Genomic DNA, 21,355 nt, shown 5'->3' with positions numbered 1-21,355 from the left:
TCGGTGCGCATGGGCTGTCAGCCCGGGGTGGGCTGGGGGCGCGGACGGATGACCGCGAGGGGGCACTGGGAGAACTGGAGCAGGGCGTGGCTGACGGAGCCGAGAGCCAGGCCACGGAAGCCACCGCGTCCACGGGAGCCGACAACCATGAGGTCGGCCCGGTCCGAGGCACGCGCCAACGCGAGGGCGGGGGCTTCATGAGCCAACTCCTCCACCACCTCGACGTCGGGGTGTGCCTCGCGCAGCGGGACCAGCCACTCTTCCAGCGACTGCCGGTGCTTCTCGGCCGCCGCCTGGACGGCGCTGACCGCCGCCTCAGGTCCTGGATAGCTCCAGGCGTGCACGGCCTGTAGTTGGGCACCGCGCAGGGATGCCTCCTGGACGGCATACGCCAAAGCGGCTTGGGAATGTGTTGAACCGTCGGCGCCGACAACGATGCGACGGTGGCCGGTGGTGACGTGGTTGACCACGACCGCAGGACTCGCAGCGTGTCCGACGACCTGCAAGGCGACCGAGCCGAGCAGCAGGCTCCCGAAGCCGCCCAGGCCCTTCGCGCCGAGGACCACCGTGTGAGCGTGCTCGGACCCGGTCAGGAGAACGGCGGCGGGCGCTCCGGCAGGCAGGTCGGTCACCACCTCCAGTTCCGGATGCGTTTCCCGGGCGATCGCGGCGGCCTCCGCCACGACACCCTGGTCGCGGCTGCTCGCTTCCCGAGCGCGATCCGCCGCGGTGGTCGCGTAGGCGTGTTCACGGGGCAGGACATGGACAATGCGCAGGGCACAGCGGTGCAGCACCGCCTCGTGGGCGGCCCATACGAGTGCGCGCAGACTGCGCCCGGAGCCGTCGACTCCGACCACGATCGGATGCGTCATCGTCTCTCCCTGGGATGCAGGACGTCAGCGGTGGTGATACCAGGGTCCATGCCCATCCCCGCGGCTCATGGGGCGCTCCCTCTCCCTTCTTCTACCGTCCGGCACGTGCGCCTGCGGGGCATCTCGCGGGGACTGCGTGGGGCCACCCGGCCGGCTTCGCTCAGGCGAGCGGAGTGAATCCCAGCAGCAGGTACGACCTGACCAGCGCACGAAGCACGCCGAAGTGCGTGAGATCTTCACGGGCGGCCACTGATCATTCCGTGGTCGCTGTGGCCGGCCTCTTCACCAGGTCGGACCGGGCGTGGCTGCTGGTCGAAGAGGTCGTGGTGGGTGAAGCTCGGCCTGCCGGCCACGAACGCCAGCAGGTCCGGGGGGCCGAGCGCAGGAAGCGGGGCGTCAGGGTTCTGTTGGGAAGACGTCAAGGATGCGTATGCTTCCTGGCGGTGTGCCGGGAAGTCTGGTCGGCGATGCAGTCCGTCATGTCGTCTGTCGCCCAGTGAAAGACCGGCCTTCCATGAAGCTTCCGCTCAGGGGCGCGACCGCTGCCCGATCCATAGATATCGCCGCACTGTTGCATGCGCGCCCGGTGCTGCTGGTGGCGTTCGCGTTCGCGGTGATGGCCGATCCCGTCTCGTCGGTGGCGTACGCGATCGAGGCCGCGCTGCGGGCGCTCCACGGTGACCTCGCACTGCTGCTGCCCACGATGGGTCTGGTGGTGGGCCTGATCGCGCTGGTCATCGTCAACTACCACCAGCTGGTGGCCCGTTACCCGCAAGGCGGCGGTGCGGCGGCGGCTGCCGGCGAGGCATTCGGCGAGGCGTGGGCGTTCCTGCCGATCGGCGCGCTGATCGTCGACTTCGTCCTGACGATCGCCATCAGCTCGGCCGCCGGAGCCTCCGCGATCATCGCCTACCTGCCCGAGGCGGCACCGTGGCGGATCCCGATCGCCCTGGCGCTCACCGCGGGCGTCGCGGGACTGACCTGGTTCGGGCATCTGGGGCGGGCGCTCTTCGCGGTGATGACGCTCGCGTTCATCGCCATCACGGTGGCCGTACTCGCGAGAGGGATCGGCGCGCCCGTCCACCCGGTCGGCACGATCACGCACACCGCTGCGCACGGGGCCCCGCTCGCCGTCGCCCTGGCCTTCCCGGTGGCGATGGCCCTGGCCACCGGGGTCGAGGCGCCGTCGTCCGCGATCGCCCAGCTCGGACAGCTCGACGATGACGGGCGCCGCCGTTTCGGGCGGATCACGTTGTGGCTGACGCTGGTCATCGTCGGGGGCATCACGTTGGGGCTGACCGCCGAGGCCGTGCACCTGCAGATCGGCATCCCGCCCTCCGACAGCACACAGATCGCCGAGCTGGCCCAACGGGCCGCTCCTGGCGGCCTGTACGCCATGTTCCAGCTGGTCACCGCCCTGTTGCTGCTGTCCGCGGCCTCGTCGTCGTTCCAGGCCGGACCCGGTCTGCTCAAAGCGCTCGCGCGCCACCACGGGGCACGCGGCGGCGAGACCGGGATCCTGCCCGCCGTGTGGGGGACCACCAACCGTCACCACACCCCGTACTGGGGCGTCGTGCTCTTCCTCGGCGTTTCCGGAGCGGTGATCACCGCCGCCGGAGGCCAGGACCAGCGCCTGGTGCTGTTCTACGCAGTCTCGGTCTTCATGTCGTTCCTGGCCGGCTTGATCGCTATGGCCCGCTTCTCCGCGCGCGAGGGAAAGCCGGGACACCTGGCCGTCAACGTGGTCGGCGCCGTGGCCGTCGCCTTCGTGCTGGTGATCAACCTGGCCCGAGGCGAACCCATCGCCTCACTGGCCGCCGCTGCCCTGATCGCCGCGCTGCTGCACCGGCTGTGGGTGAAGGCAGGACGCCCCCGCGGTGTGCGGGACGCTGCCGCCGAGGCCGAACACCTCGACGACCCGGCAGCATGATCCCCCGTCACTCCTGACACCCGGAAGCGCCGCTACAGCCCCGGGCCTGCACCCAGCGCCCCCGCTCGGGTCGTGCCCTGCCGGAGTATTCCGGCAGGGCACGGTGGCCTGGTCCGTAGCAGTGTGGAGCCGGAGCATCACTGTGCCCTGAGCAGGCTGGAGGATTCGGGTGGTCACGAGGCGGCGTGTCCTGACGGTGGCGCTCACCGGAGGGACGTTCGCCATCCTCGCCGGCGGTCCCAGCGGGGTGGTTTCGCCGACGCGGACGCCGGCGGGAGCCGCCCTTCTGTCCCCGGGACGGATCGGCAAGTACACGACGAGGCTCGTCGCCCCGCCCGTCATGCCGCCCCTCGATCCCGCCCGCACGGACATCGTCCACTACTCGATCGCGGCCCGGCAGTTCCGGCAGCAGGTGCTGCCCCCCGGCCTGCCGGCGACGACCGTGTGGGGCTACGGATCCACCCGGCACCCGGGTACCTTCCACTGCCCGGCGTTCACCATCGAAGCCCGCTTCGGTACGCCCGTGCGCGTCAGATGGAAGAACGGACTGCGTGACCGTAACGGCCGCTACCTGCCACATCTGCTGCCGGTCGACCCCACACTCCACTGGGCGAATCCGCCGGGTGGCACATCCGCCCGCGACAGCCGTCCCGTGTTCCGTGCGACACCCGGTCCGTACACGGGACCGGTGCCGATCGTGACCCATTTGCACGGAGGCCGGAACTCCGAGGAGAGCGACGGTTACACCGAAGCCTGGTACCTTCCGGACGCCGCCGACATCCCCGCCGGGTACGCCCGAGTCGGCTCGTTCTACGAGGAGTTCAACCGCGCTTTCGCAGCCGGACATGGCGAGTCGTGGGGGCTCGGGGAGGCCGTGTACCAGTACCCCAACCGGGAGAGGGCATCGACCTTCTGGTTCCACGACCACGCCCTGGGAGTGACGCGTCTCAACGTCTACGCGGGACTGGCGGGGTTCTACCTGTTGCGCGGCGGCCCGGCGGACCTTCCCGAGGGGGTGTTGCCGGGTCCCGCGCCCCGGCTCGGTGACCCTCCAGGCCAGAGCTACCACGAGATTCCCCTCATCATCCAGGACCGCGCCTTCCACGCGGACGGCAGCCTCCACTACCCGGCAGGACGTGCGGCGTTCGACGGGTTCGCCGGGCCCTACGTACCGCACAGCGACATCCCGCCGATCTGGAACCCCGAGTGCTTCGGCAACACCATGGTGGTGAACGGCAGGACGTGGCCGGTCCTGCCCATCGAGCCGCGCCGCTACCGGTTCCGCCTCCTGAACGGGTGCAACTCGCGGTTCCTGACGTTGAAGATCGTCGCGAACAGCTCCGCCCGCCGGCCGGCGCCGGCGGTCCTGCCTTTCTGGCAGCTCGGCAACGAGGGCGGCTTCCTGCCCGCACCCGTGCGACGCGAGCAGGTGCTCACCTCTCCGGCCGAACGGGCCGACGTCATCGTGGACTTCACACACGTCCCGGTGGGCACGAGTCTGTACCTCATCAACGAGGGCCCGGACAAGGCGTTCGGGGGTGGGAAGCCGGGTACCGAATTCGCCCCTGCGGACCCTGCCACCACCGGGCAGGTCATGAAGTTCGTGGTCGGCCCACTCACCGCACCGGACACCAGCGTCCCTCCTGATCAGCTGACCCTGCCGCAGTTCGACCCCTTGCCTGCGGCCGACCGCACCCGCCGGCTCTCCCTCAGCGAGAAGACCTCCGCCTCGCTCCCGCACGTGGGCCCGCGCGGGCTGCTGCTCGGCACTCTGAGCGCGACGGGAAAGCCGGTACCGATGCGCTGGGACGACCCGGTCACGGAGAACCCGGCCGTGGGAACCACCGAGGTCTGGGAGATCCACAACTTCACCGCGGACGCCCACCCGATCCACATCCACGAAGTGCAGTTCCAGGTCGTCGACCGGCAGCGGTCCGGCCACCCCGCCCAGCCCCCGGAACCGTGGGAGCGCGGCCTGAAGGACACCGTCGTCGCCTATCCCGGAATGGTGACGAGGGTGAAGGCGAGATTCGACCGAAGAGGCCGGTACGTCTGGCACTGTCACATGCTCGAACACGAGGACAACGAGATGATGAGGCCCTACCTGGTCGTGTGAACGCCGCGTCAGGCCGCGTTGGGTACCTCGCGATGGGCCGGCTGGACGTGCTGCTGTGGCGCAGCGTGCTGCTGGCCGGTGCGGTGGCGGCCGCCGGATTGTCATAGCTTGCTACGAGCTTCTGTCGATCTTCACAGGTCCGCTTGACGACGGGGCTGCGGCAACTTAGTTTCTAGCGCACCGACTCGTGAGCTGTGGAAAGGAGGCGACGTCGGATGTCGATCATCTCCGACCTGCATCGCCTCGCTCAGCGAGCCGCCTGGGTTCCGGGTCGTGTAGCACACGGCTGCTGAGCAGCCCCTCTCCGGCGTGCCCGAATGCGGGCCCCGGCACCTTCTGACTCTCTTTCCCCTCCTGCGGCACGTCGTAGCGTGCTGGTGTGCGCTCTGAATCCTCGGGCCGCGCGCGGAAACAGAAAGATCCTGAAATGGCGACTGGAATGAGTTTTTTGACCGCGTACCGAAATGGGGGCGTGTCATGGTAGCGGCGCGGATCACGGTCAACGGGAAAGAAAAACCGATTTCACCGGCTGCGCCCCACACCACGGTGCTGGATTTTCTGCGCGAGCGTGGCCTCACCGGCACCAAGGAAGGCTGCGCCGAGGGGGAATGCGGCGCCTGTTCGGTCCTGGTGGCCCGTCCCGGGGTGAACAAGCCCACTGACTGGGTGGCGGTCAATGCCTGCCTGGTCCCGGTCGCGGCGCTCGACGGTCAGGAGATCGTCACCTCCGAAGGTCTCGCCACTGTCGGCGAACCCGGCACGCCGCCCACGCTGCACCCGGTGCAGGAGGAGATGGCTGTCCGCGGCGGCTCCCAATGCGGTTACTGCACACCGGGATTCATTTGCAGTATGGCCGCGGAGTACTACCGGCCGGACCGCTGCGCGCACGCGGACTCGGCCGACGGCGCGGATTCGACCGAAAGCACCGACTCCGAGCACGGTCCGAACGGTTTCGACCTGCACGCGCTGAGCGGAAACCTGTGCCGCTGCACCGGTTACCGCCCGATTCGCGATGCCGCGTTCGCCGTCGGTACACCCACCGAGAGCGACCCGCTGGCGCAGCGTCGCGAGCAGTCCGCGCCCGAGCCGGTTGCCACCGAATACACCCAGGACGACAGCACGTTCCTGCGGCCGGGCACCTTGAACGAAGCGCTGCGGCTGCTGCGCGAGCGTCCCGACGCGGTGGTGGTCGCCGGAAGTACCGACTGGGGCGTGGAGGTGAATATCCGTTCCCGCCGGGCGAATTGCGTGGTCGCCGTCGACCGGTTGCCCGAACTGCGGGAGCTGCGCGCCGAATCCGAATCCATCGAGATCGGGGCGGCGCTGACGCTCACCGAGATCGAACGCCGCCTCGACGGCAGCGTCCCGCTGCTGGCGGAGCTGTTCCCGCAGTTCGCCTCCCGGCTCATCCGCAACGGTGCGACCCTCGGCGGCAACCTGGGTACCGGCTCGCCCATCGGGGACAGCCCGCCGGTGCTGCTCGCCCTGGAGGCGTCGCTGGTGCTCGCCGACGCCGACGGTGAGCGCGAGGTCCCCCTGGCGGACTACTTCACCGGCTACCGGCAGAGCGTGCGCCGTCCGGGCGAGCTGATCCGCGCGGTGCGCATCCCGCTGCCGCTGTCGCCGGTCACGGCCTTCCACAAGATCGCCAAGCGGCGTTTCGACGACATCTCCAGCGTGGCGGTCGCTTTCGCGCTCGACATCGAGGGCGGGATCGTTCGCAAGGCACGCATCGGCCTGGGCGGCGTGGCAGCCACCCCGATCCGAGCGCTCGCCGCCGAGGCGGCCCTGGCGGGCAAACCGTGGGCGGCAGAGACCGTCGAGGCCGCTGCCCAGGTGCTGCAGGCCCAGGGCACGCCGATGAACGATCACCGCGCCAGTGCCGGCTACCGCTCCGCGATGCTCGGCCAGAGTCTGCTGAAACTGTACGCACAGACCACCCAGGCGGTGTCGTCATGAGCCAGTTGTCCGAGCGCCCTGAAAAGCCCGTCGTCGGCGTTTCGATGCCGCACGAGAGCGCCTTCCTGCACGTCACCGGCACCGCGCTCTACACCGACGACCTGGTGCAGCGCACCAAGGACGTGCTGCACGCCTACCCGGTCCAGGTCATGAAGGCCCACGGCACGATCACCGCGCTGCGCACCGGGCCCGCGTTCGCCGTGCCCGGCGTGGTCCGCGTGCTGACCGGCGCCGACGTGCCCGGTGTCAACGACGCCGGCATGAAGCACGACGAGCCGCTCTTCCCCGACGAGGTCATGTTCTACGGCCACGCGGTCGCCTGGGTGCTCGGTGAGACCCTGGAGGCGGCCCGGCTCGGTGCGGCGGCCGTCGAGGTGGAGCTCGACGAGCAGCCCGCGCTGATCACACTGCGGGACGCGATGGCGGCGGAGAGCTTCCACGGCGCCAGGCCGCTGATGGAGACCGGCGACATCGACGCCGGCTTCGCCGACTCCGCGCACGTGTTCACCGGCGAGTTCCAGTTCGCCGGCCAGGAGCACTTCTACCTGGAGACCCACGCGGCCCTCGCCCAGGTCGACGAGAACGGGCAGGTGTTCATCCAGAGCAGCACCCAGCACCCGTCGGAGACCCAGGAGATCGTCTCCCATGTGCTCGGTGTGCCCGCTCACGAGGTGACCGTGCAGTGCCTGCGGATGGGCGGCGGCTTCGGCGGCAAGGAGATGCAGCCGCACGGGTTCGCGGCCGTCGCCGCGCTCGGCGCCAAGCTGACCGGCCGCCCGGTCCGGTTCCGGCTCAACCGGACGCAGGACCTGACGATGTCCGGCAAGCGGCACGGGTTCCACGCCTCGTGGAAGATCGGCTTCGACGCCGACGGCCGCATCCAGGCCCTCGACGCCACGCTGACCGCGGACGGCGGCTGGAGCCTGGACCTGTCCGAGCCGGTCCTCGCCCGGGCGCTGTGCCACATCGACAACACGTACTGGATCCCCAACGCGCGGGTCGCCGGCCGCATCGCCAAGACCAACACGGTCTCCAACACCGCCTTCCGCGGATTCGGCGGACCCCAGGGCATGCTGGTGATCGAGGACATCCTGGGCCGCGCCGCGCCTCAACTCGGCCTGGACCCCATGGAGTTGCGCGAGCGCAACTTCTACCAGCCCGGCCAGGGCCATACGACGCCGTACGGACAGCCGATCACGCAGGCCGAACGGATCTCCACCGTCTGGCAGCAGGTTCAGGACGACGCCGGCATCGCCGACCGCAAGCGCGACATCGCGGCCTTCAACGCCGCGCACCCGAACACCAAGCGGGCGCTCGCGATCACCGGCATCAAGTTCGGCATCTCGTTCAACCTCACCGCCTTCAACCAGGGGGGCGCGCTGGTGCTGATCTATAAGGACGGCTCGGTCCTGATCAACCACGGTGGCACCGAGATGGGGCAGGGGCTGCACACCAAGATGTTGCAGGTGGCCGCGACCACGCTGGGCATCCCGCTGCACAAGGTGCGACTGGCCCCGACGCGCACCGACAAGGTGCCCAACACCTCTGCCACCGCTGCCAGTGCCGGGGCGGACCTCAACGGTGGAGCGGTCAAGAACGCCTGCGAGCAGTTGCGCGAGCGGCTGTTGCAGGTGGCCGCCACCCAACTGGGTGCGCACGCCTCGGACGTACGCCTCGTCGAGGGCGTCGCACGCGCCCTCGGCAGCGACAAGGAGCTGGCCTGGGACGACCTGGTGCGCACCGCGTACTTCCAGCGCGTCCAGTTGTCGGCGGCCGGTTTCTACCGGACCGAGGGTCTGCACTGGGATGCGAAGGCGTTCAAGGGCTCGCCGTTCAAGTACTTCGCCTATGGCGCAGCCGCGACCGAGGTGGAGGTCGACGGTTTCACCGGCGCGTACCGCATCCGGCGCGTGGACATCGTCCATGACGTCGGCGACAGCCTCTCCCCGATGATCGACATCGGTCAGATCGAGGGCGGATTCGTGCAGGGCGCGGGCTGGCTGACGCTGGAGGACCTGCGCTGGGACACCGGTGACGGGCCGCACCGCGGACGGCTGCTGACCCAGGCCGCGAGTACGTACAAGCTGCCGAGCTTTTCGGAGATGCCCGAGGAGTTCAATGTCACGCTGCTGGAGAACGCCACCGAGACGGGCGTGGTCTACGGCTCCAAGGCCGTGGGCGAGCCTCCGCTGATGCTGGCGTTCTCGGTGCGTGAGGCGTTGCGGCAGGCCGCCGCGGCATTCGGGCCCGCCGGAATCAGCGTGGCACTCGCCTCCCCCGCGACACCGGAGGCGGTGTACTGGGCAATCGAAGCAGCCCGCAGCGGGGCCGGGCGGCGCAACGGCAAGGAGATCCCGGCCGTCGCAAGCGCTTTGAGCAATGCCTGACATGACCTGGGTGGCCGCGGTCGCGCGGTTGCGGGCCCGCCGGGAGTCCGGTGTGCTCGTGACCGTCGCGACCGTGCGCGGCCACGCGCCGCGCCGGGCCGGTGCCAAACTCGTTGTGGGACGGACCGAGACCTGGGGTTCGATCGGCGGCGGCAACATCGAGGCCGTCGCGATCGATCGGGCCCGCGAGCTGATCGGCACGCCCGATGCGGCGCCGGAGCTGATGGGGTTCGCCCTCAACGACAAGGTCACCAGCCGACACGGCGTTCAATGCTGCGGGGGAGCCGTCAGCGTACTGCTCGAACCCTTGCCGGTGGTCCAAGCGGTGGCGATCTTCGGCGTCGGGCACGTCGGACTGGAGTTGGCGCGCATCCTGGCCCGTCACGACCTCGATCTGCACCTGATCGACACCCGTCCCGACATGCTCACCGACGAACGGCTCGACGTGCTCGCGGATGCGGTGGCACAGGTCCATGTGCACCACACACTGCTGCTCCCGGAGGAGTTGCTCACGGAGCTACCACCCGGCACCCACATCCTGATCATGACCCACGATCACGCCGAAGACGCCGCACTGTGCGACGCCGCCTTGCGCACTGCCGGTCTCGGCTCGATCGGATTGATCGGCTCGGCCGCCAAATGGGCACGGTTCCGGAAACGCCTTGCCACGGAAGGCGGCCACGACGCCGCAACCATCGACCGGATCAAGACCCCGATCGGAATGCCCGGCATCACCGGCAAGGAACCCGCCACGATCGCGGTGAGCGTCGCGGCAGACCTGCTCCGGACCTTCGAACAAGACTGCCCCGGAGCGATGCCGGACACGGTGCCCGGACGTCGTTCCCGGTGACTCCCGGCCGCCCTCGCCGATGCGGTCAGGTGTAGGCCGGCGGAACCCGGGCAGGGGGTGGTGAAGAACGGATCACGAACAACGAACCACGAACAACGGGGTGAACACCATGCACGGCGGCGGAGGATTCAGCGGGGGCGGCCACCACGGGGGTGGATTCAGCGGTCACCATCACAGCGGTGGGTTGGGCCACCACGGCAACCACCACCATCACACCGGGGACTCGCAGGGCTTCGTCGGAATCCCCGCTTTCCGGCGTCGCGGGTCATCAGGCCATTCCACGGGAGTGGTTCCCCAGCGCGTGGCACTGGCCTTCGGCGTGCTGCTGGTCGTGGGCATCGTTGTGGGGCTGCTGTCGGCCCACTAGGTGTATTGATCACGAGCGTTGTCAACGGCCTGCCCGGTGTGATCCATGGCGAAGACCTCCGGTGTGGGGATGTCCAGGCTTCACCTCACCGGGAGGTCTTCGTGTCCCACCGTCAAGGCCAGGCTGATGCGGAGCTGGAACTCGTGCCGTCCGGGGCCGATTTCGCTTGCGCACGGACCTCGCCCGTAGCCGGTGTGGTCACGGTGCCGGAGCGACGGGCCCGGTACCACCGACGGCGGAGGGATCCGCCTGATCACCCGGCAGCTCCGGCCCGCCTACGCGGCCTACGCCGCCTACCGGCCCCGGGCCGCGGCGGACGACGGCGAGCAGCGGTAGAGCTGCGACGGCTGGTGGGGCACGCGCGGGCAGTGGCCGCGTACCCAGCGGGCGACGGAACGGCCCGGGGCGGTACCCGGTCCGCCGAGCACGATGTAACGCAGCCGGCCGGTGGCGACGAGGTGGTGGAACTCCGCGCCGGTGGGTGTGGGCACGGCGCCGGTGAAGCCGCCCATGGGGAGCACGTTGGCGCCCGCATGGAGGATGTACGGGGAGGCGACCCGCCAACTGGTCGTCGCGAAAAGGTAGGTGGCGCCGCCCTGGTGAGCCCGGGTGTACGCCAGGAGCTGCCGCTGATTCCGGCTGAGCGAGGTCCCGTCCGGGGTCTTGGCCGCCGTCCGGCGGGAGGAGGCCGGGGCGGCGGGTGCCAGGTGAGGCACGGCGCGGTGCCTGGTGGCCACCGGCCCGGTCGAGCCCATACCGGAGTGGCCGTACGCCGGATCCAGGACCGACGAGGCCCATGCGGCGGACGGAAGCAGCATGGCCGCGATGCTCACGCCGAGGCCCAGCACCGCCAACCGCCGCCGCGCTGCTTCGTCACCGGTGCGGGACAGCGCCAGCAGCGCCAGCGCGCCCGCACCGAGTGTGATCGCGGCCGGGGCCAGCCAAGGCAGGAACGAGGGGAAGAGCTCCGAGACGCCGGCCGACCAGGCCACCGTGCTCACCACCGCCGTCGGCAGCGCCCATGCCCGTGCCCGGCCTCCGCGGCGCCAGGCATGCCAGAACTGCACCATCCCGGCACCGAACAGCGCTGCCAGCGGCACGGCCACCACACCCATGTAGTACGTATGGCCGCCGACCGCCCCGGCGCTGAACACCAGGAAGTACGTCGCCAGCCACATTCCCCACAGCACGAAGCCCGCCCGCAACGGGTCCGTGCGCGGTCTGCCGCGCCTCCACCCCAGACCACACACCACGGCGAGCGCCGCCGCCGGGTACAGCCAGCCGACCTGTGAGGCCAGCGACGGGCCGAACATCTTGCCCCAGCGCGCGGCGGTGGCACGGGGCCCGGACCGGCTGGATGATGCCTTCGCCGGAGCGGTCCCGGCCATCGTCTGCACGGAGACGCTTCCGGTGTCCTTGGCACTGATGCCGAGCGAGGAGAAGCGGCTGAGGAAGTTGTAGCCGACCACCTGGCTGACCGCCGAGTTGTTCGTCGTACCGTCCACGTACGGACGGTCCTTGGCCGGGGTCAGCGTCACCAGCAGTACCCACGACGCCGACACCGCCACGCACACCGCGCCCGCCACCGCCAGGTGCGCCAGCCGGCGGCGCAGCACTGCCGGGGCGGATATCACGTACAGCAGGCCGAGCGCCGGGAGTACCGCCCAGGCCTCCAGCATCTTGGCCTGGAAGCTCAGGCCGACCCAGATCCCGGCCGCCAGCAGCGGGCGCAGCCGGGCCTCGCGCGCCGCGCGCAGTGTGGCGTCAGCGGCCAGCACCACGAGGAGGGTGAACGCCGGGTCCTCGACCTCCGTACGGAACAGCCCGGCTATCGCGGGGGTGAGGGCGAAGGCGCCCGCCGCGAGCAGGCTGGCGTTCTCCCCTGCCCAGCGGCGCACCGCACGGTGCAGCACCGCGACGCTGAGTACGCCCTCGATCACCTGGGGCAGGGTCAGCGCCCACGGATGGAATCCGAAGATCCGCGCGGACAGTGCCTGCGGCCACAGGAAGCCCGGCACCTTGTCGATCGTGATCGAGTTGCCGGGGTCGAACGAGCCGAACCAGAAGCCCTTCCAGCTCTCGGTCATGCTGCGCACGGTCTCCGAGTAGAACGCGTGATACGCGCTGTGCTGGATGTCCCACGTGAACAGCACCGCCGCCACCGCGAGGATCGCCAGCAGGGCGGGCCGGGCGTAACCCGGCCGACCCGCCGGGCCCCGGCCCGGCGACCCGCTCCGGGCGAGCAGCCGGTCGCCCGTACTCCGGACCGACGCGGTGGTTGCTGTGGTGGCGCTGACCATGGACGCACCTTCCTGCTGGAACTTGCCGTTCGGTGTGCCAGAGGGCCGGATCGCCCGTCGGGATGCCTGGGGACGGTCACTGTTCAGGGAACGTTCACCAGTAGGCAGCCTGCGGTGAGGGAGCCTGCGAAGGATCGGGCATCCGGTGGGCCGCTGCCGTCTGCCGACAGCCGGTGATGACGTATTTCATGTTTCGGGGTCGGAACCCTCCGGCGGATTCCCCCCTCAAGGAGAGGGGAACCGTTCAGTCCTGCCCTTCGGGGCAGCAGCGCCCGGAGGGCCACGATGAGTCATGCTTCCAGGGGAGTCCACCGGTCTCGCGGCCATCGGCGGGCCTCTCGGGCCAAACGCTGGGCCATCGGGATTGTCGTCCTGGCGGCTCTCGGTGCTGTCGCGTGGCCCGTGATCAACCACTTCAATGGTCAATCGGACCAGAGTGACCAGGTGACCTACGGTCAGCAGGCATCGGGATCCGGCGGGAACGGGGGCGGGAGCGCGGCCAACCCAGCCAAAACGCTGATGCCGACCGGCCCCCAGGCCCACTTCCGGGTGCAAAACCGCCTGCCTGATGGCACTACGACCGGCGTGGTGACGCTCAAAGGTCCCAAGTCCGGGTTCACCGGCAAGGTGTGGGTGTGGGCGCCGAAGCAGTACAGCGAGCCGAAGTACGCGAGGAGCGGTTTCCCGGTGATGGTGGCGCTGCCCGGAGGCGAGGGTTTTCCGTACAACTACTGGATGGGCACCGACCTCAAGCTGCAAGCCACCATCGCCAAGCTGTCGCAGGAGGGGAGGAGCCTGCCCTTCCTGCTCGCCATGCCGGTGCTGAACCCGAATGACAAAAACTATTACGACGGCAGTGACATACCCGGCCAGCCCAAGATGGGCACGTGGCTGACCGAGGACGTTCCCAACCTGATGAAGGCAAATTTCCGCACCCTCAAATCACGTGACGGCTGGGCCTTCATGGGCTCTTCTTCCGGTGGCTTCTCAGGGCTGAAGGCCGTACTGAAGTACCCGGATAGGTTCAAGGCGGTGATTGCCTCCGGACCGGACATCGTGCCGGACTCCCCACTGTGGGCGGGCTACGGAGCAGCGGAGCAAGCGAACAACCCGGAAATTCTGGCCCAGAAATTGATCGCCAGGAAGGGCCCCGACGTCTTCGTCGACTTCCAGGTCGGCACCCTCGAGCGAACCGTGATGCCGAAGGTGGACAAGTTCATAGCCCAGTACGGCCACGGCCCCGTCAAGACGCGTCTGTTGAGGATCCCGGGTGGTGGGCACGACGCCAAGAGTTACGTGAAGGGAATGACTGACAGCGGCTTGCAATGGATCAGCGCACATATGGAGGGGCCGACCGCCGACGGCTGACGGTCATAGGCGCAGTCTCAGCCTCCATAAGATCGCTGCTCCTTAGGGCGCTCGGCTGTCGGGAGACGTCGGAGGAGCTGAAAAATCGCGCGGTCCCACTCGGGCCTGCATGCCGATGGCCCTGCCATATGCCTGGGGGCGCGTGCAGCGCGGGGTGCGTCTCGGGTTCGGCTCTGCGGGACGTGATCGGCTCACGGAGGTCCGGTTCTGCGTCTGCGGCCACCCGACGTACATCCCGGCCTGACCGTACGGACGGGCGGCCCACGCGTATCGGGGCTAGGGCCTGTCCGACGGGTCGGGTGACGGGCCTGGCGGCGGATCGTTCCGTCCCGTATGGGGCGGGGTGATCTTACAGATGCGCAGTGGGCTCGGCTGGAGCTGCACCTTCCGAAGAACACTGGACGGGGCGGGCGGTGGCGGAACCACCGCGCAGTCATCAACGGCATTCTCTTCCGCCAGCGGACGGGCATCCCGTGGCGAGACCTGCCCAAGCGGTTCGGAAAATGGAAGACGGTGCATGACCGCCACCGGCGTTGGTCGGCGGACGGCACGTGGGACCGGATCCTTCGGGCTGTCCAGGCCGACGCCGACGCGGAGGGACGGATCGACTGGAGCGTCGTGAGCGTGGATGCCACGGTGTGCCGTGCCCACCAGCACGCTGCCGGCGCCCGTCACCGGCAGGCATGGAAACCGGGACGCCGCAGGAAGCCAGTCCGGCACCGGCCTGACGAAGCATTGGGCCGCTCGCGCGGCGGGCGTACCACCAAGATCCACCTGGCGAGTGATGGCGGATGCCGCCCACTGTCCATCCTGATCACGCCCGGACAGTGGGGTGACGCGCCGCAATTGATCCCGGTCCTGGACCTCATCTGTGTCCCACGCCGGGCGGGCGGGCACCCACGGACCCGCCCTGACCATCTGTGCGGCGATAAGGCGTACAGCTCCCGTCGCAACCGTTTTTACCTGCGGCGACGGCAGATCCGGCACACCATTCCCGAACGCAGGGACCAGAGGGCCAACCGCCAGCGGCGCGGCAGCCGAGGCGGTCGCCCCGCTGGTTTCGACCGGGCGCTCTATACCCGCAGGAACGAAGTTGAGCGGACCATCAACGCGCTCAAGGGCTTCCGGGCCGTGGCGACCCGGTACGACAAGAGAGCGTTCGTCTTCCACGGCACGGTCACCGTCGCCGCGATCGGGCTGTGGATCCGTTAGTGACCCGCTGGACAGCCCTTAGTCGACGAGGCGAACGCCCTCTTCGACCAGCACCCGCACGCCACCATCTACCGCAGCTTCCCCGCCTGCGGCCCCCGCGAGGCAACACGCCTGTTCGCCGAGATAGGGGACGATCTCACCCGCTTGGAGACCAGCCGTGGCCTGCGGGCATACGCCGGCACCGCCCTCACCGTCCTGCTGTCCCTGCTGTACATGGGCGGCATAGTGAACCCGCCCGGCGAACTGCATCGCCTGCCGATCGCCGTCATCGACGCCGACCGGAGCACTCCGCTGCCGGGGCAGCGGGAGAATCTCGGCGCGCAGATCACACACACCCTCCTTTCCAGCAGCTCGGACAAGGTGGAGTGGCGCTCGCTCACCCCTGCCCAGGCGCAGCGGGCCCTCGGGTCGGGCAAGGTCTACGGCGCGCTGTCCATCCCGGTCGACTTCACCCGGTCCGTCGCCACACTCGCGACCACCGCGGACACCCTGCCGGTGCTGAAGGTGCTCACCAATCCCGCCACCGGCGGCCTCGGCTCCGGCCTGGCCCAAACGATCGCCACCCAGGCCGCGACACAGGCATCCCTGACCCTCGGCAAGCAGTCGACCACAAGCCCGGTCGCGGCCAAGGCCCCATCCGCTGCCAGGCTGTTGCTCGCCGACCCGGTCCGCATCACCACTCAGCCCGGCCACCCCCTCGGCAACCGCAGTGGCCTCGGACTGACCTCCTTCTACTACGCGCTGCTGCTGGTCCTGCTCGGCTTCCTGATCGCCAACGTCACCCACACCGGCGTGGACTCCGCCCTCGGCTACACCGACAGCGAGTTCGGACCGTGGCACTCACGCCGTCCCACCGTGCCCGTCAACCGCACCCAGACCTTCCTGGTGAAAATGGGCGTGAGCGCAGGCATCACCACCCTGACCACCACGCTGCTGATGGTGGCCACCGTCGGCGTCCTCGGGATGGACGCCGCACATCTGCCGCTGCTGTGGATCTATTCCTACTGCGCCACGCTCGCGGTCAGCCTGGGAGCAGGGGCCATCTATGCCGCCGCGGGCGGAGTGGGCCAGCTCGTCGCGATGCTGGTCTTCATCGTCATGGGCATTCCGTCCTCAGGCGCCACCATCCCGCTTGAGGCCACTTCCGGCTTCTACCGCTTCCTGTCCCTATTCGAGCCCATGCACCACCTCGCCGACGGCGTGCGCGCCATTCTCTACTTCGACGCCCGCGGCGACGCCGGCCTCACCCGCGCCTGGATCATGATCGCGATCGGATTCGGCCTCGCCGTCCTCCTCGGCTTGGCGATCACCCGCTACTACGACCGCAAGGGACTCAAGCGGCTCACCGTCCTGCCGGCGTAGCGTGCATGCCCCGGGCAAAGCCCCTCAGCAAAAGCGGCTGGGCTCCCGGAAGCTTCGCCCGCTCTGCCAACGTCGAGGCCGGATTGACCTCCATCAACAACTCACCGGACAGCCCCTAGCGGCGCCACCCCGACACCAGGTGTACTCCGGCGAGTGCGATGGCCAGTCCCGTGCCGAGCGCCAGCGCCACCAGCGACCAGCGCTGGATCCGCCCGGGAGCCGGACTCTCATGGTGGCCGGCTCGACGGCGCAGATCGGCGCCGATGAGCCGGGGCAACCGCCATACGTGGAGCAGGACATGGAGGCCGGTCACGGCCAACCAGCAGAAGAAACTGGCTTTGTGAAGCAGGAGCAATGGCACAGGTCCGGCGTGCCTGCCGAGCAGGGCCAGCAGAACACCCGTGGTCAGGACGGCGACGGTGGTGGCGACGACGAAGGGGCCGAGCATGCGCAGCAGCGACGCGGGAGGCCCTTGGCGCCGGTAGGCCGGGGAGCCGGAGTAGTAGCGGACGAACCGGTAGCCGGTGGTGGCGAGTTTGAGGCTGACCGGGCCTATCAGCAGCAGTCCGATGAAGAAGTGGAGGGTGAGGAGCCGGCCGAGGAACAGGATGGTGACGCCCTGGATGGCGAAGAGGATCAGCAGCACTGCGCCGACGGCGGCCGTGAGTCGCCGGTTTCCCTCGGTGCCGCCGTGCCGGGACTCCGGTCGTACGGACTGCCTGTCGGCCCATGCCGTGCTGCTGCTGATCGAGGTCACTCGACCGTCCTTCCAGTGGTCCGGCCCCGACGGTTCGAGGCTCGGATCGCGTGGGGGGCGACGCCTGGCCGGTTCGGCATCGGCCGTGGTGCACAGCAGTGTGCCTGACGTGTGGTTAAGAACTGGTTCACGTCCGGCTGGACGGCCGCTGCGACGCGGGCTCCAGACGCATCGCGAGAACCGGGCAGGCGGCGACGGCACGCCGGGCGTGGTCGAGGAGTTCGGCCGGGACCTCGCTGTCAGGCAGGACCGGATAGCCCCACTCGTCAAGGCCTATGCGTTCGGGGAGCAGTTCGGCGCACACACCGTGGCCGTCGCAGGCGATGCGGTCGACCCGCAGGGAGTGCGTGTGAGGCATGCTGGTCACTGCCATTCATGGTTTCGGGGCGCGGAGGCGTCGGGCACGGGGAGTACGGGTTCGTGCCCGGCCGCCGTACAGGGTCCCGCCCGCAGATGGTGGCGCACGTCGTCGGCGAAGGCCCGCAGGGCGGTGGCCGCCAGCCGTGACGCACCGTCGGGATGGCGGCAGGCGCCGCGTCCGGGGAGCAGCCCGACCCTGCGCTCCAACCGGTCCAGCAGCTCCACGTCGGCGTGGCCCCAGGCCAGCTCCGCGAAGTCCTCGGCGACCGCGGGCAGCCCGAACCGGCAGGGACCGCACTGCCGGGCGCTCTGCGCGGCAAGATAGGCCAAGACCCCCGCGGTCTCGGCCAGTCCGCAGGCGTGGCGGGGAAGGGCTACGATCACGCCCGCTCCTGGCCCCGCGCCGAGCGCCGCCAGGTCGCTCTTGGCGAACCGCACGGACATCACCCGGTCCGCCGGCAGCCAGCTGCCGAAGAAGCCGCCGAGCAGCACCGCGCCGAGCGGCTGGGACGGGCCGCCCGCGGTACCCAGCACCTCTCCGAGCGGCAGACCCATCGGTACCTCGTACACACCGGGGGTACGGACCGCGCCGGAGAGTGTCACCAGTGTGCTTCCCGGCGCGTCAGGCCGTCCGGCACTACGGAACCACGCAGGGCCGTAGCGGGCGATGAGCGCGAGGTGCGCGAGGGTCTCTACGTTGTCCACCAGGGTGGGGCGTCTGTCCACACCCTTTTCGAAGGGGCGCGGTGGAGCGGACGCAGGGCGGGCGTCACCGCCGTTCAGCCACCGCACCAATGAGGTCTCCTCGCTGGAGACGTAGTGGTGAGGCAGCGCGTGAACGTGGACCGGAACCCGGTCGAGCCGGTGCCTGCGGCGGTCCTCGACAGCCTCGCGGAGGGCGCGCACCTGGCGCTGCCTGGTGCGCGGCAGGCACAGGTGCACGGCCTCCGCGCCGACCGCGGCGGCGGCCAGCGCCGCACCGTCGAGCACCAGGTGCGGGGCGACGTCCAGCAGGGTCTCGTCCTTGTGGCTGGCCGGTTCGCTCTCCATGCCGTTGGCGACGACCATGGCTGGGCCGCGGGACTCGGCGACGGTGCGCAGCTTTCGGCCGGTGGGGAATGCGGCTCCGCCGCGGCCGGTGAGTCCGGCCTCCTCCACCGCGCGCACCAGCGGTGCTACCGAGTGGTGGCTCAGAGCGCGCGGCAGCGGCGGTGGGCCGTAGCGGCTCAGGTGATCATCGAGGTCGGCGGGGCCGCCAGTGGCGAACCAGCCGTGCAGCAGACGAGTGCCGTAGGGCCCTGTCGGGTCCTCGATCCACGGGGATACCGGGGCAGTTGAGGAGCTGGTCATGCGCAGTCCCTTTCATGGTCGGTCGTCGGGGCCGCCCCGTGCGGACCGGTCGCGGGCACCAGAGTCGCCGAGTTCGTGGGCGCGGGCGTGGTCCCCGGTCCGTCCGCGCGTTGCGCCCAACCCGACTGCAGCGGGCCCCAGTTCAGGAACACGGCCAGCACCAGTGGCATCACCACGGCAGCGGCGCCTGCCGACAGCCGGGCGGCGAGGCGTCCCGGACCGGCGCGGTACAGCCGCCACCCCACCGCGGCGACGACGACCGCGACGCATCCGGCGTACAGGGCCAGTTGCGGAGACAGACGCGTGTCGGTACCTGTCCCTGCGGCGTGGAAGAGCGCGACGGGCCAGGCCGCATAGCCCAGCCAGTGGACCGCCTTCCAGCGCCGTTGGCCGAGGCGCAGCCGCACGGCGCTGGTGGCCGCGACGGCGAGCATCAGGTCGAACGCCACGGTCCCCAGGCCGAGCCACAGCGTCCGGTAGGAGGAAGCGAACGGCACCACCGTCACCAGCCAGCCCAGGTGGACGAAGGTGTCGGCGATCGCGGTCATGATGTGCAGCGCCAGGAAGACCAGCGTCAGTACCGACAGATTCCGGTGCAGCGCGCCGATCTCGAACCGGGCGAGTCGCCGGGGCGCGTACCGCCCGCCGACGGCGATACCCAGTGCGACGGTCGCGGTCAGCAGCAGCAGTGCGACGGTGCCGCCCGCCCGGGTGGCGTACCACAGGGGGCTGGGACCGCTCGCGAGCTGGACGATTCCCGTCATCGAACGCCTCCCGAACCGCTGTCGGGCCAACCGCCGAGGCGGACGACGGCTCCGTCCACGGCGACCAGCCGTGCGGGTAGCCCGGCCCGGCGCAGCCAGGGAACTGCGCGCTCGCCGAGGACGATCGACGCGGTGCCGGCCGTGTTGGCGTCCACGCAGGTGGCGGCGGCGACGCTGACCGTCCGCCACACCGGCGCCGGCAGCTCGCCGGTCGCCGGGTCGACGATGTGGTGGAGCACTCGCCCGCCGCGTCGCCACATGCGCGCCGCGGTACCGGAGGTGGCCAGACCGCCACCGGTGACACTGACCGTCGGTCCCGCGGGGGCGGGCCTGGCATGGTGATCGGCGATCGCGATGCGCCAACCTCCCGGCGGCGCCTGGCCCGCGGCGGACAGGTCCCCGCCCAGATTGACCAGGACACCACATCCCAGCCTTGCGGCTGCATGCCTCGCCGCCCGGTCGGCGGCCCATGCCTTTGCCGTCGCCCCCAGGTCGAGGGCGGTCGCCTCCGGCACCCGAAGGAGCCGCGTCACGCGGTCCCACCGGACGGCGCGCCAGTCGGCGGATGGCCGCGCGGGCCTCACCGGGACGCAGTCCTGCGGCCGCAGCGCGGTGAACGTACGGTCGTAGCCGAGCGCCACCACCGAGGCACCCACGGTCGGATCCACCGCACCATCGGTGATCTCGGCGGCTCGCAGCGCCACTTCCAGAGCCTCGGCGAACACGGCGCCGACCTGGACGGTGGTTCCCGCGGCCGCGTTGGCCCGGGACAGCTCGGAGTCCGTCCGGAAACGGCTGCACGCGGCATCGATGGCGGCCAGTTCCTCGTCCAGGATGGCGCGGGCCGCTTCCAGTGCGTCCGGGTCCGTGACGAGCAACGCCGCGGTGGTCCCCAACGCCGGGAAGCAGATCGTCGCCGGTTCGCTCGCGGTGACGGTCATGATGCTCCCGAGGTGGTGTGCGACGGATGCGGCGTCGGCTTGGGAGGCGGTGCCGGCGTGGGCGTGCTCGCCGCCGGCGGGCGGGTCGGACCGGTGTGCGGCTGGGTGACGGTTGCGTGGTGCGTCGGGGCCGGAGTCCGGGCGGGGGGCCGCTTCCGGCTCGGGGTCGCGGTCGGCGTCGGCTGCGATGCGGCAGGCACGGAGGGCGACGGGCTCGGCCGCTGGGTCGCGGCGGGGGTGGACGGGCCGGGCGATGGGGTGCCCGGCGATGTGGAGGACTTCCCGGGGAGAGCTTGGGCGTACCCGGCGCCGAGGGCCACGGATCCTGCGGCGGCGGCAGCGGCCACCCAGCGCGTCGTGTTCCCCACCCGCCGCAGGCTCCGGTCTCGTCGGCGTACGGCAGGGCTGCCCTCGGAGGGATCGGAGTCCGTGAGGTGATCGGGGCGGGACATGGTTCTCT

At 70.1% G+C, this 21,355-nt stretch carries 16 protein-coding genes; 8 read left to right on the top strand and 8 right to left on the bottom strand.

Translation table 11 applies throughout. The features are described from left to right. Nucleotides 1-17: 17 nt before the first annotated feature. A complete protein-coding gene (locus B1H19_RS03475; RefSeq protein ID WP_083102775.1) occupies nt 18-872 on the bottom strand; it encodes a universal stress protein in 855 nt (284 codons plus the stop codon). 236 nt (nt 873-1,108) lie between these two features. Then, entirely contained in the window at nt 1,109-1,294 is a 186-nt protein-coding gene (locus tag B1H19_RS38535) for a hypothetical protein (RefSeq protein ID WP_159027975.1), read from the bottom strand. A 92-nt stretch (nt 1,295-1,386) separates the two neighbouring features. On the opposite strand from B1H19_RS38535, the gene B1H19_RS03465 reads away from it, so the two are divergent. The 5 genes from B1H19_RS03465 to xdhC all read left to right on the top strand — a co-directional run bounded on the left by B1H19_RS03465 (nt 1,387) and on the right by xdhC (nt 10,114). Then, nucleotides 1,387-2,802 (top strand): APC family permease, encoded by a 1,416-nt coding sequence (locus B1H19_RS03465; RefSeq protein ID WP_203237082.1) that lies wholly within the window; start codon nt 1,387-1,389, stop codon nt 2,800-2,802. 169 nt (nt 2,803-2,971) lie between these two features. Continuing rightward, nucleotides 2,972-4,918, top strand: coding sequence for a multicopper oxidase family protein (locus tag B1H19_RS03460; RefSeq protein ID WP_203237081.1), 1,947 nt, complete (start codon nt 2,972-2,974; stop codon nt 4,916-4,918). 477 nt (nt 4,919-5,395) lie between these two features. Beyond that, the gene (locus B1H19_RS03455; RefSeq protein ID WP_083102773.1) at nt 5,396-6,877 is read left to right on the top strand and encodes a xanthine dehydrogenase small subunit; all 1,482 of its coding nucleotides are present in this window, start codon (nt 5,396-5,398) and stop codon (nt 6,875-6,877) included. Then, complete coding sequence (xdhB, locus tag B1H19_RS03450) at nt 6,874-9,264, top strand: xanthine dehydrogenase molybdopterin binding subunit (RefSeq protein WP_083102772.1); 2,391 nt, start codon at nt 6,874-6,876, stop codon at nt 9,262-9,264. The genes B1H19_RS03455 and xdhB overlap by 4 nt, the downstream gene beginning before the upstream one ends. 1 nt (nt 9,265) lies before the next feature. Next, nucleotides 9,266-10,114, top strand: a complete 849-nt coding sequence (xdhC, locus tag B1H19_RS03445; protein WP_203237080.1) for a xanthine dehydrogenase accessory protein XdhC — start codon at nt 9,266-9,268, stop codon at nt 10,112-10,114. Nucleotides 10,115-10,774: 660 nt separating this feature from the next. Here xdhC and B1H19_RS03440 read toward each other — a convergent pair. Further along, on the bottom strand, nt 10,775-12,781 hold the full coding sequence (locus B1H19_RS03440) for an ArnT family glycosyltransferase (RefSeq protein WP_083102770.1): 2,007 nt from the start codon (nt 12,779-12,781) through the stop codon (nt 10,775-10,777). A gap of 285 nt (nt 12,782-13,066) precedes the next feature. Between B1H19_RS03440 and B1H19_RS03435 the strand changes: the two genes are divergently transcribed. From B1H19_RS03435 to B1H19_RS03425, 3 genes are all read left to right on the top strand, one after another. Then, nucleotides 13,067-14,149 (top strand): alpha/beta hydrolase, encoded by a 1,083-nt coding sequence (locus B1H19_RS03435; protein ID WP_083102769.1) that lies wholly within the window; start codon nt 13,067-13,069, stop codon nt 14,147-14,149. Between the two features lie 333 nt (nt 14,150-14,482). Further along, on the top strand, nt 14,483-15,361 hold the full coding sequence (locus B1H19_RS03430) for an IS5 family transposase (RefSeq protein ID WP_083102768.1): 879 nt from the start codon (nt 14,483-14,485) through the stop codon (nt 15,359-15,361). A gap of 213 nt (nt 15,362-15,574) precedes the next feature. Continuing rightward, nucleotides 15,575-16,723 carry a DUF3533 domain-containing protein gene (locus tag B1H19_RS03425; RefSeq protein WP_083109405.1) on the top strand — a complete coding sequence of 383 codons (1,149 nt, stop codon included), beginning with the start codon at nt 15,575-15,577 and terminating at the stop codon, nt 16,721-16,723. A 115-nt stretch (nt 16,724-16,838) separates the two neighbouring features. On the opposite strand, the gene B1H19_RS03420 is transcribed toward B1H19_RS03425, so the two are convergent. From B1H19_RS03420 to B1H19_RS03400, 5 genes are all read right to left on the bottom strand, one after another. Beyond that, nucleotides 16,839-17,480: a hypothetical protein gene (locus B1H19_RS03420; protein WP_083102767.1), complete on the bottom strand. Its 642-nt coding sequence runs from the start codon at nt 17,478-17,480 to the stop codon at nt 16,839-16,841. A 127-nt stretch (nt 17,481-17,607) separates the two neighbouring features. Further along, a complete protein-coding gene (locus tag B1H19_RS03415; protein WP_083109404.1) occupies nt 17,608-17,838 on the bottom strand; it encodes a ferredoxin in 231 nt (76 codons plus the stop codon). Nucleotides 17,839-17,843: 5 nt separating this feature from the next. After that, nucleotides 17,844-19,190: an NADH-ubiquinone oxidoreductase-F iron-sulfur binding region domain-containing protein gene (locus tag B1H19_RS03410; RefSeq protein ID WP_083102766.1), complete on the bottom strand. Its 1,347-nt coding sequence runs from the start codon at nt 19,188-19,190 to the stop codon at nt 17,844-17,846. Next, nucleotides 19,187-19,954: a ferric reductase-like transmembrane domain-containing protein gene (locus tag B1H19_RS03405; RefSeq protein ID WP_083102765.1), complete on the bottom strand. Its 768-nt coding sequence runs from the start codon at nt 19,952-19,954 to the stop codon at nt 19,187-19,189. The genes B1H19_RS03410 and B1H19_RS03405 overlap by 4 nt, the downstream gene beginning before the upstream one ends. Continuing rightward, complete coding sequence (locus tag B1H19_RS03400) at nt 19,951-20,895, bottom strand: FAD:protein FMN transferase (protein WP_083102764.1); 945 nt, start codon at nt 20,893-20,895, stop codon at nt 19,951-19,953. Before B1H19_RS03400 ends, B1H19_RS03405 begins: the two co-directional genes overlap by 4 nt. Between the last annotated feature and the right edge of the window lie 460 nt (nt 20,896-21,355).

The organism is Streptomyces gilvosporeus, from assembly GCF_002082195.1.
Lineage (GTDB): Bacteria > Actinomycetota > Actinomycetes > Streptomycetales > Streptomycetaceae > Streptomyces > Streptomyces gilvosporeus.
Note: the sequence above shows the minus strand (reverse complement) of the source record. Positions and strands in the feature narration are given on the sequence as shown.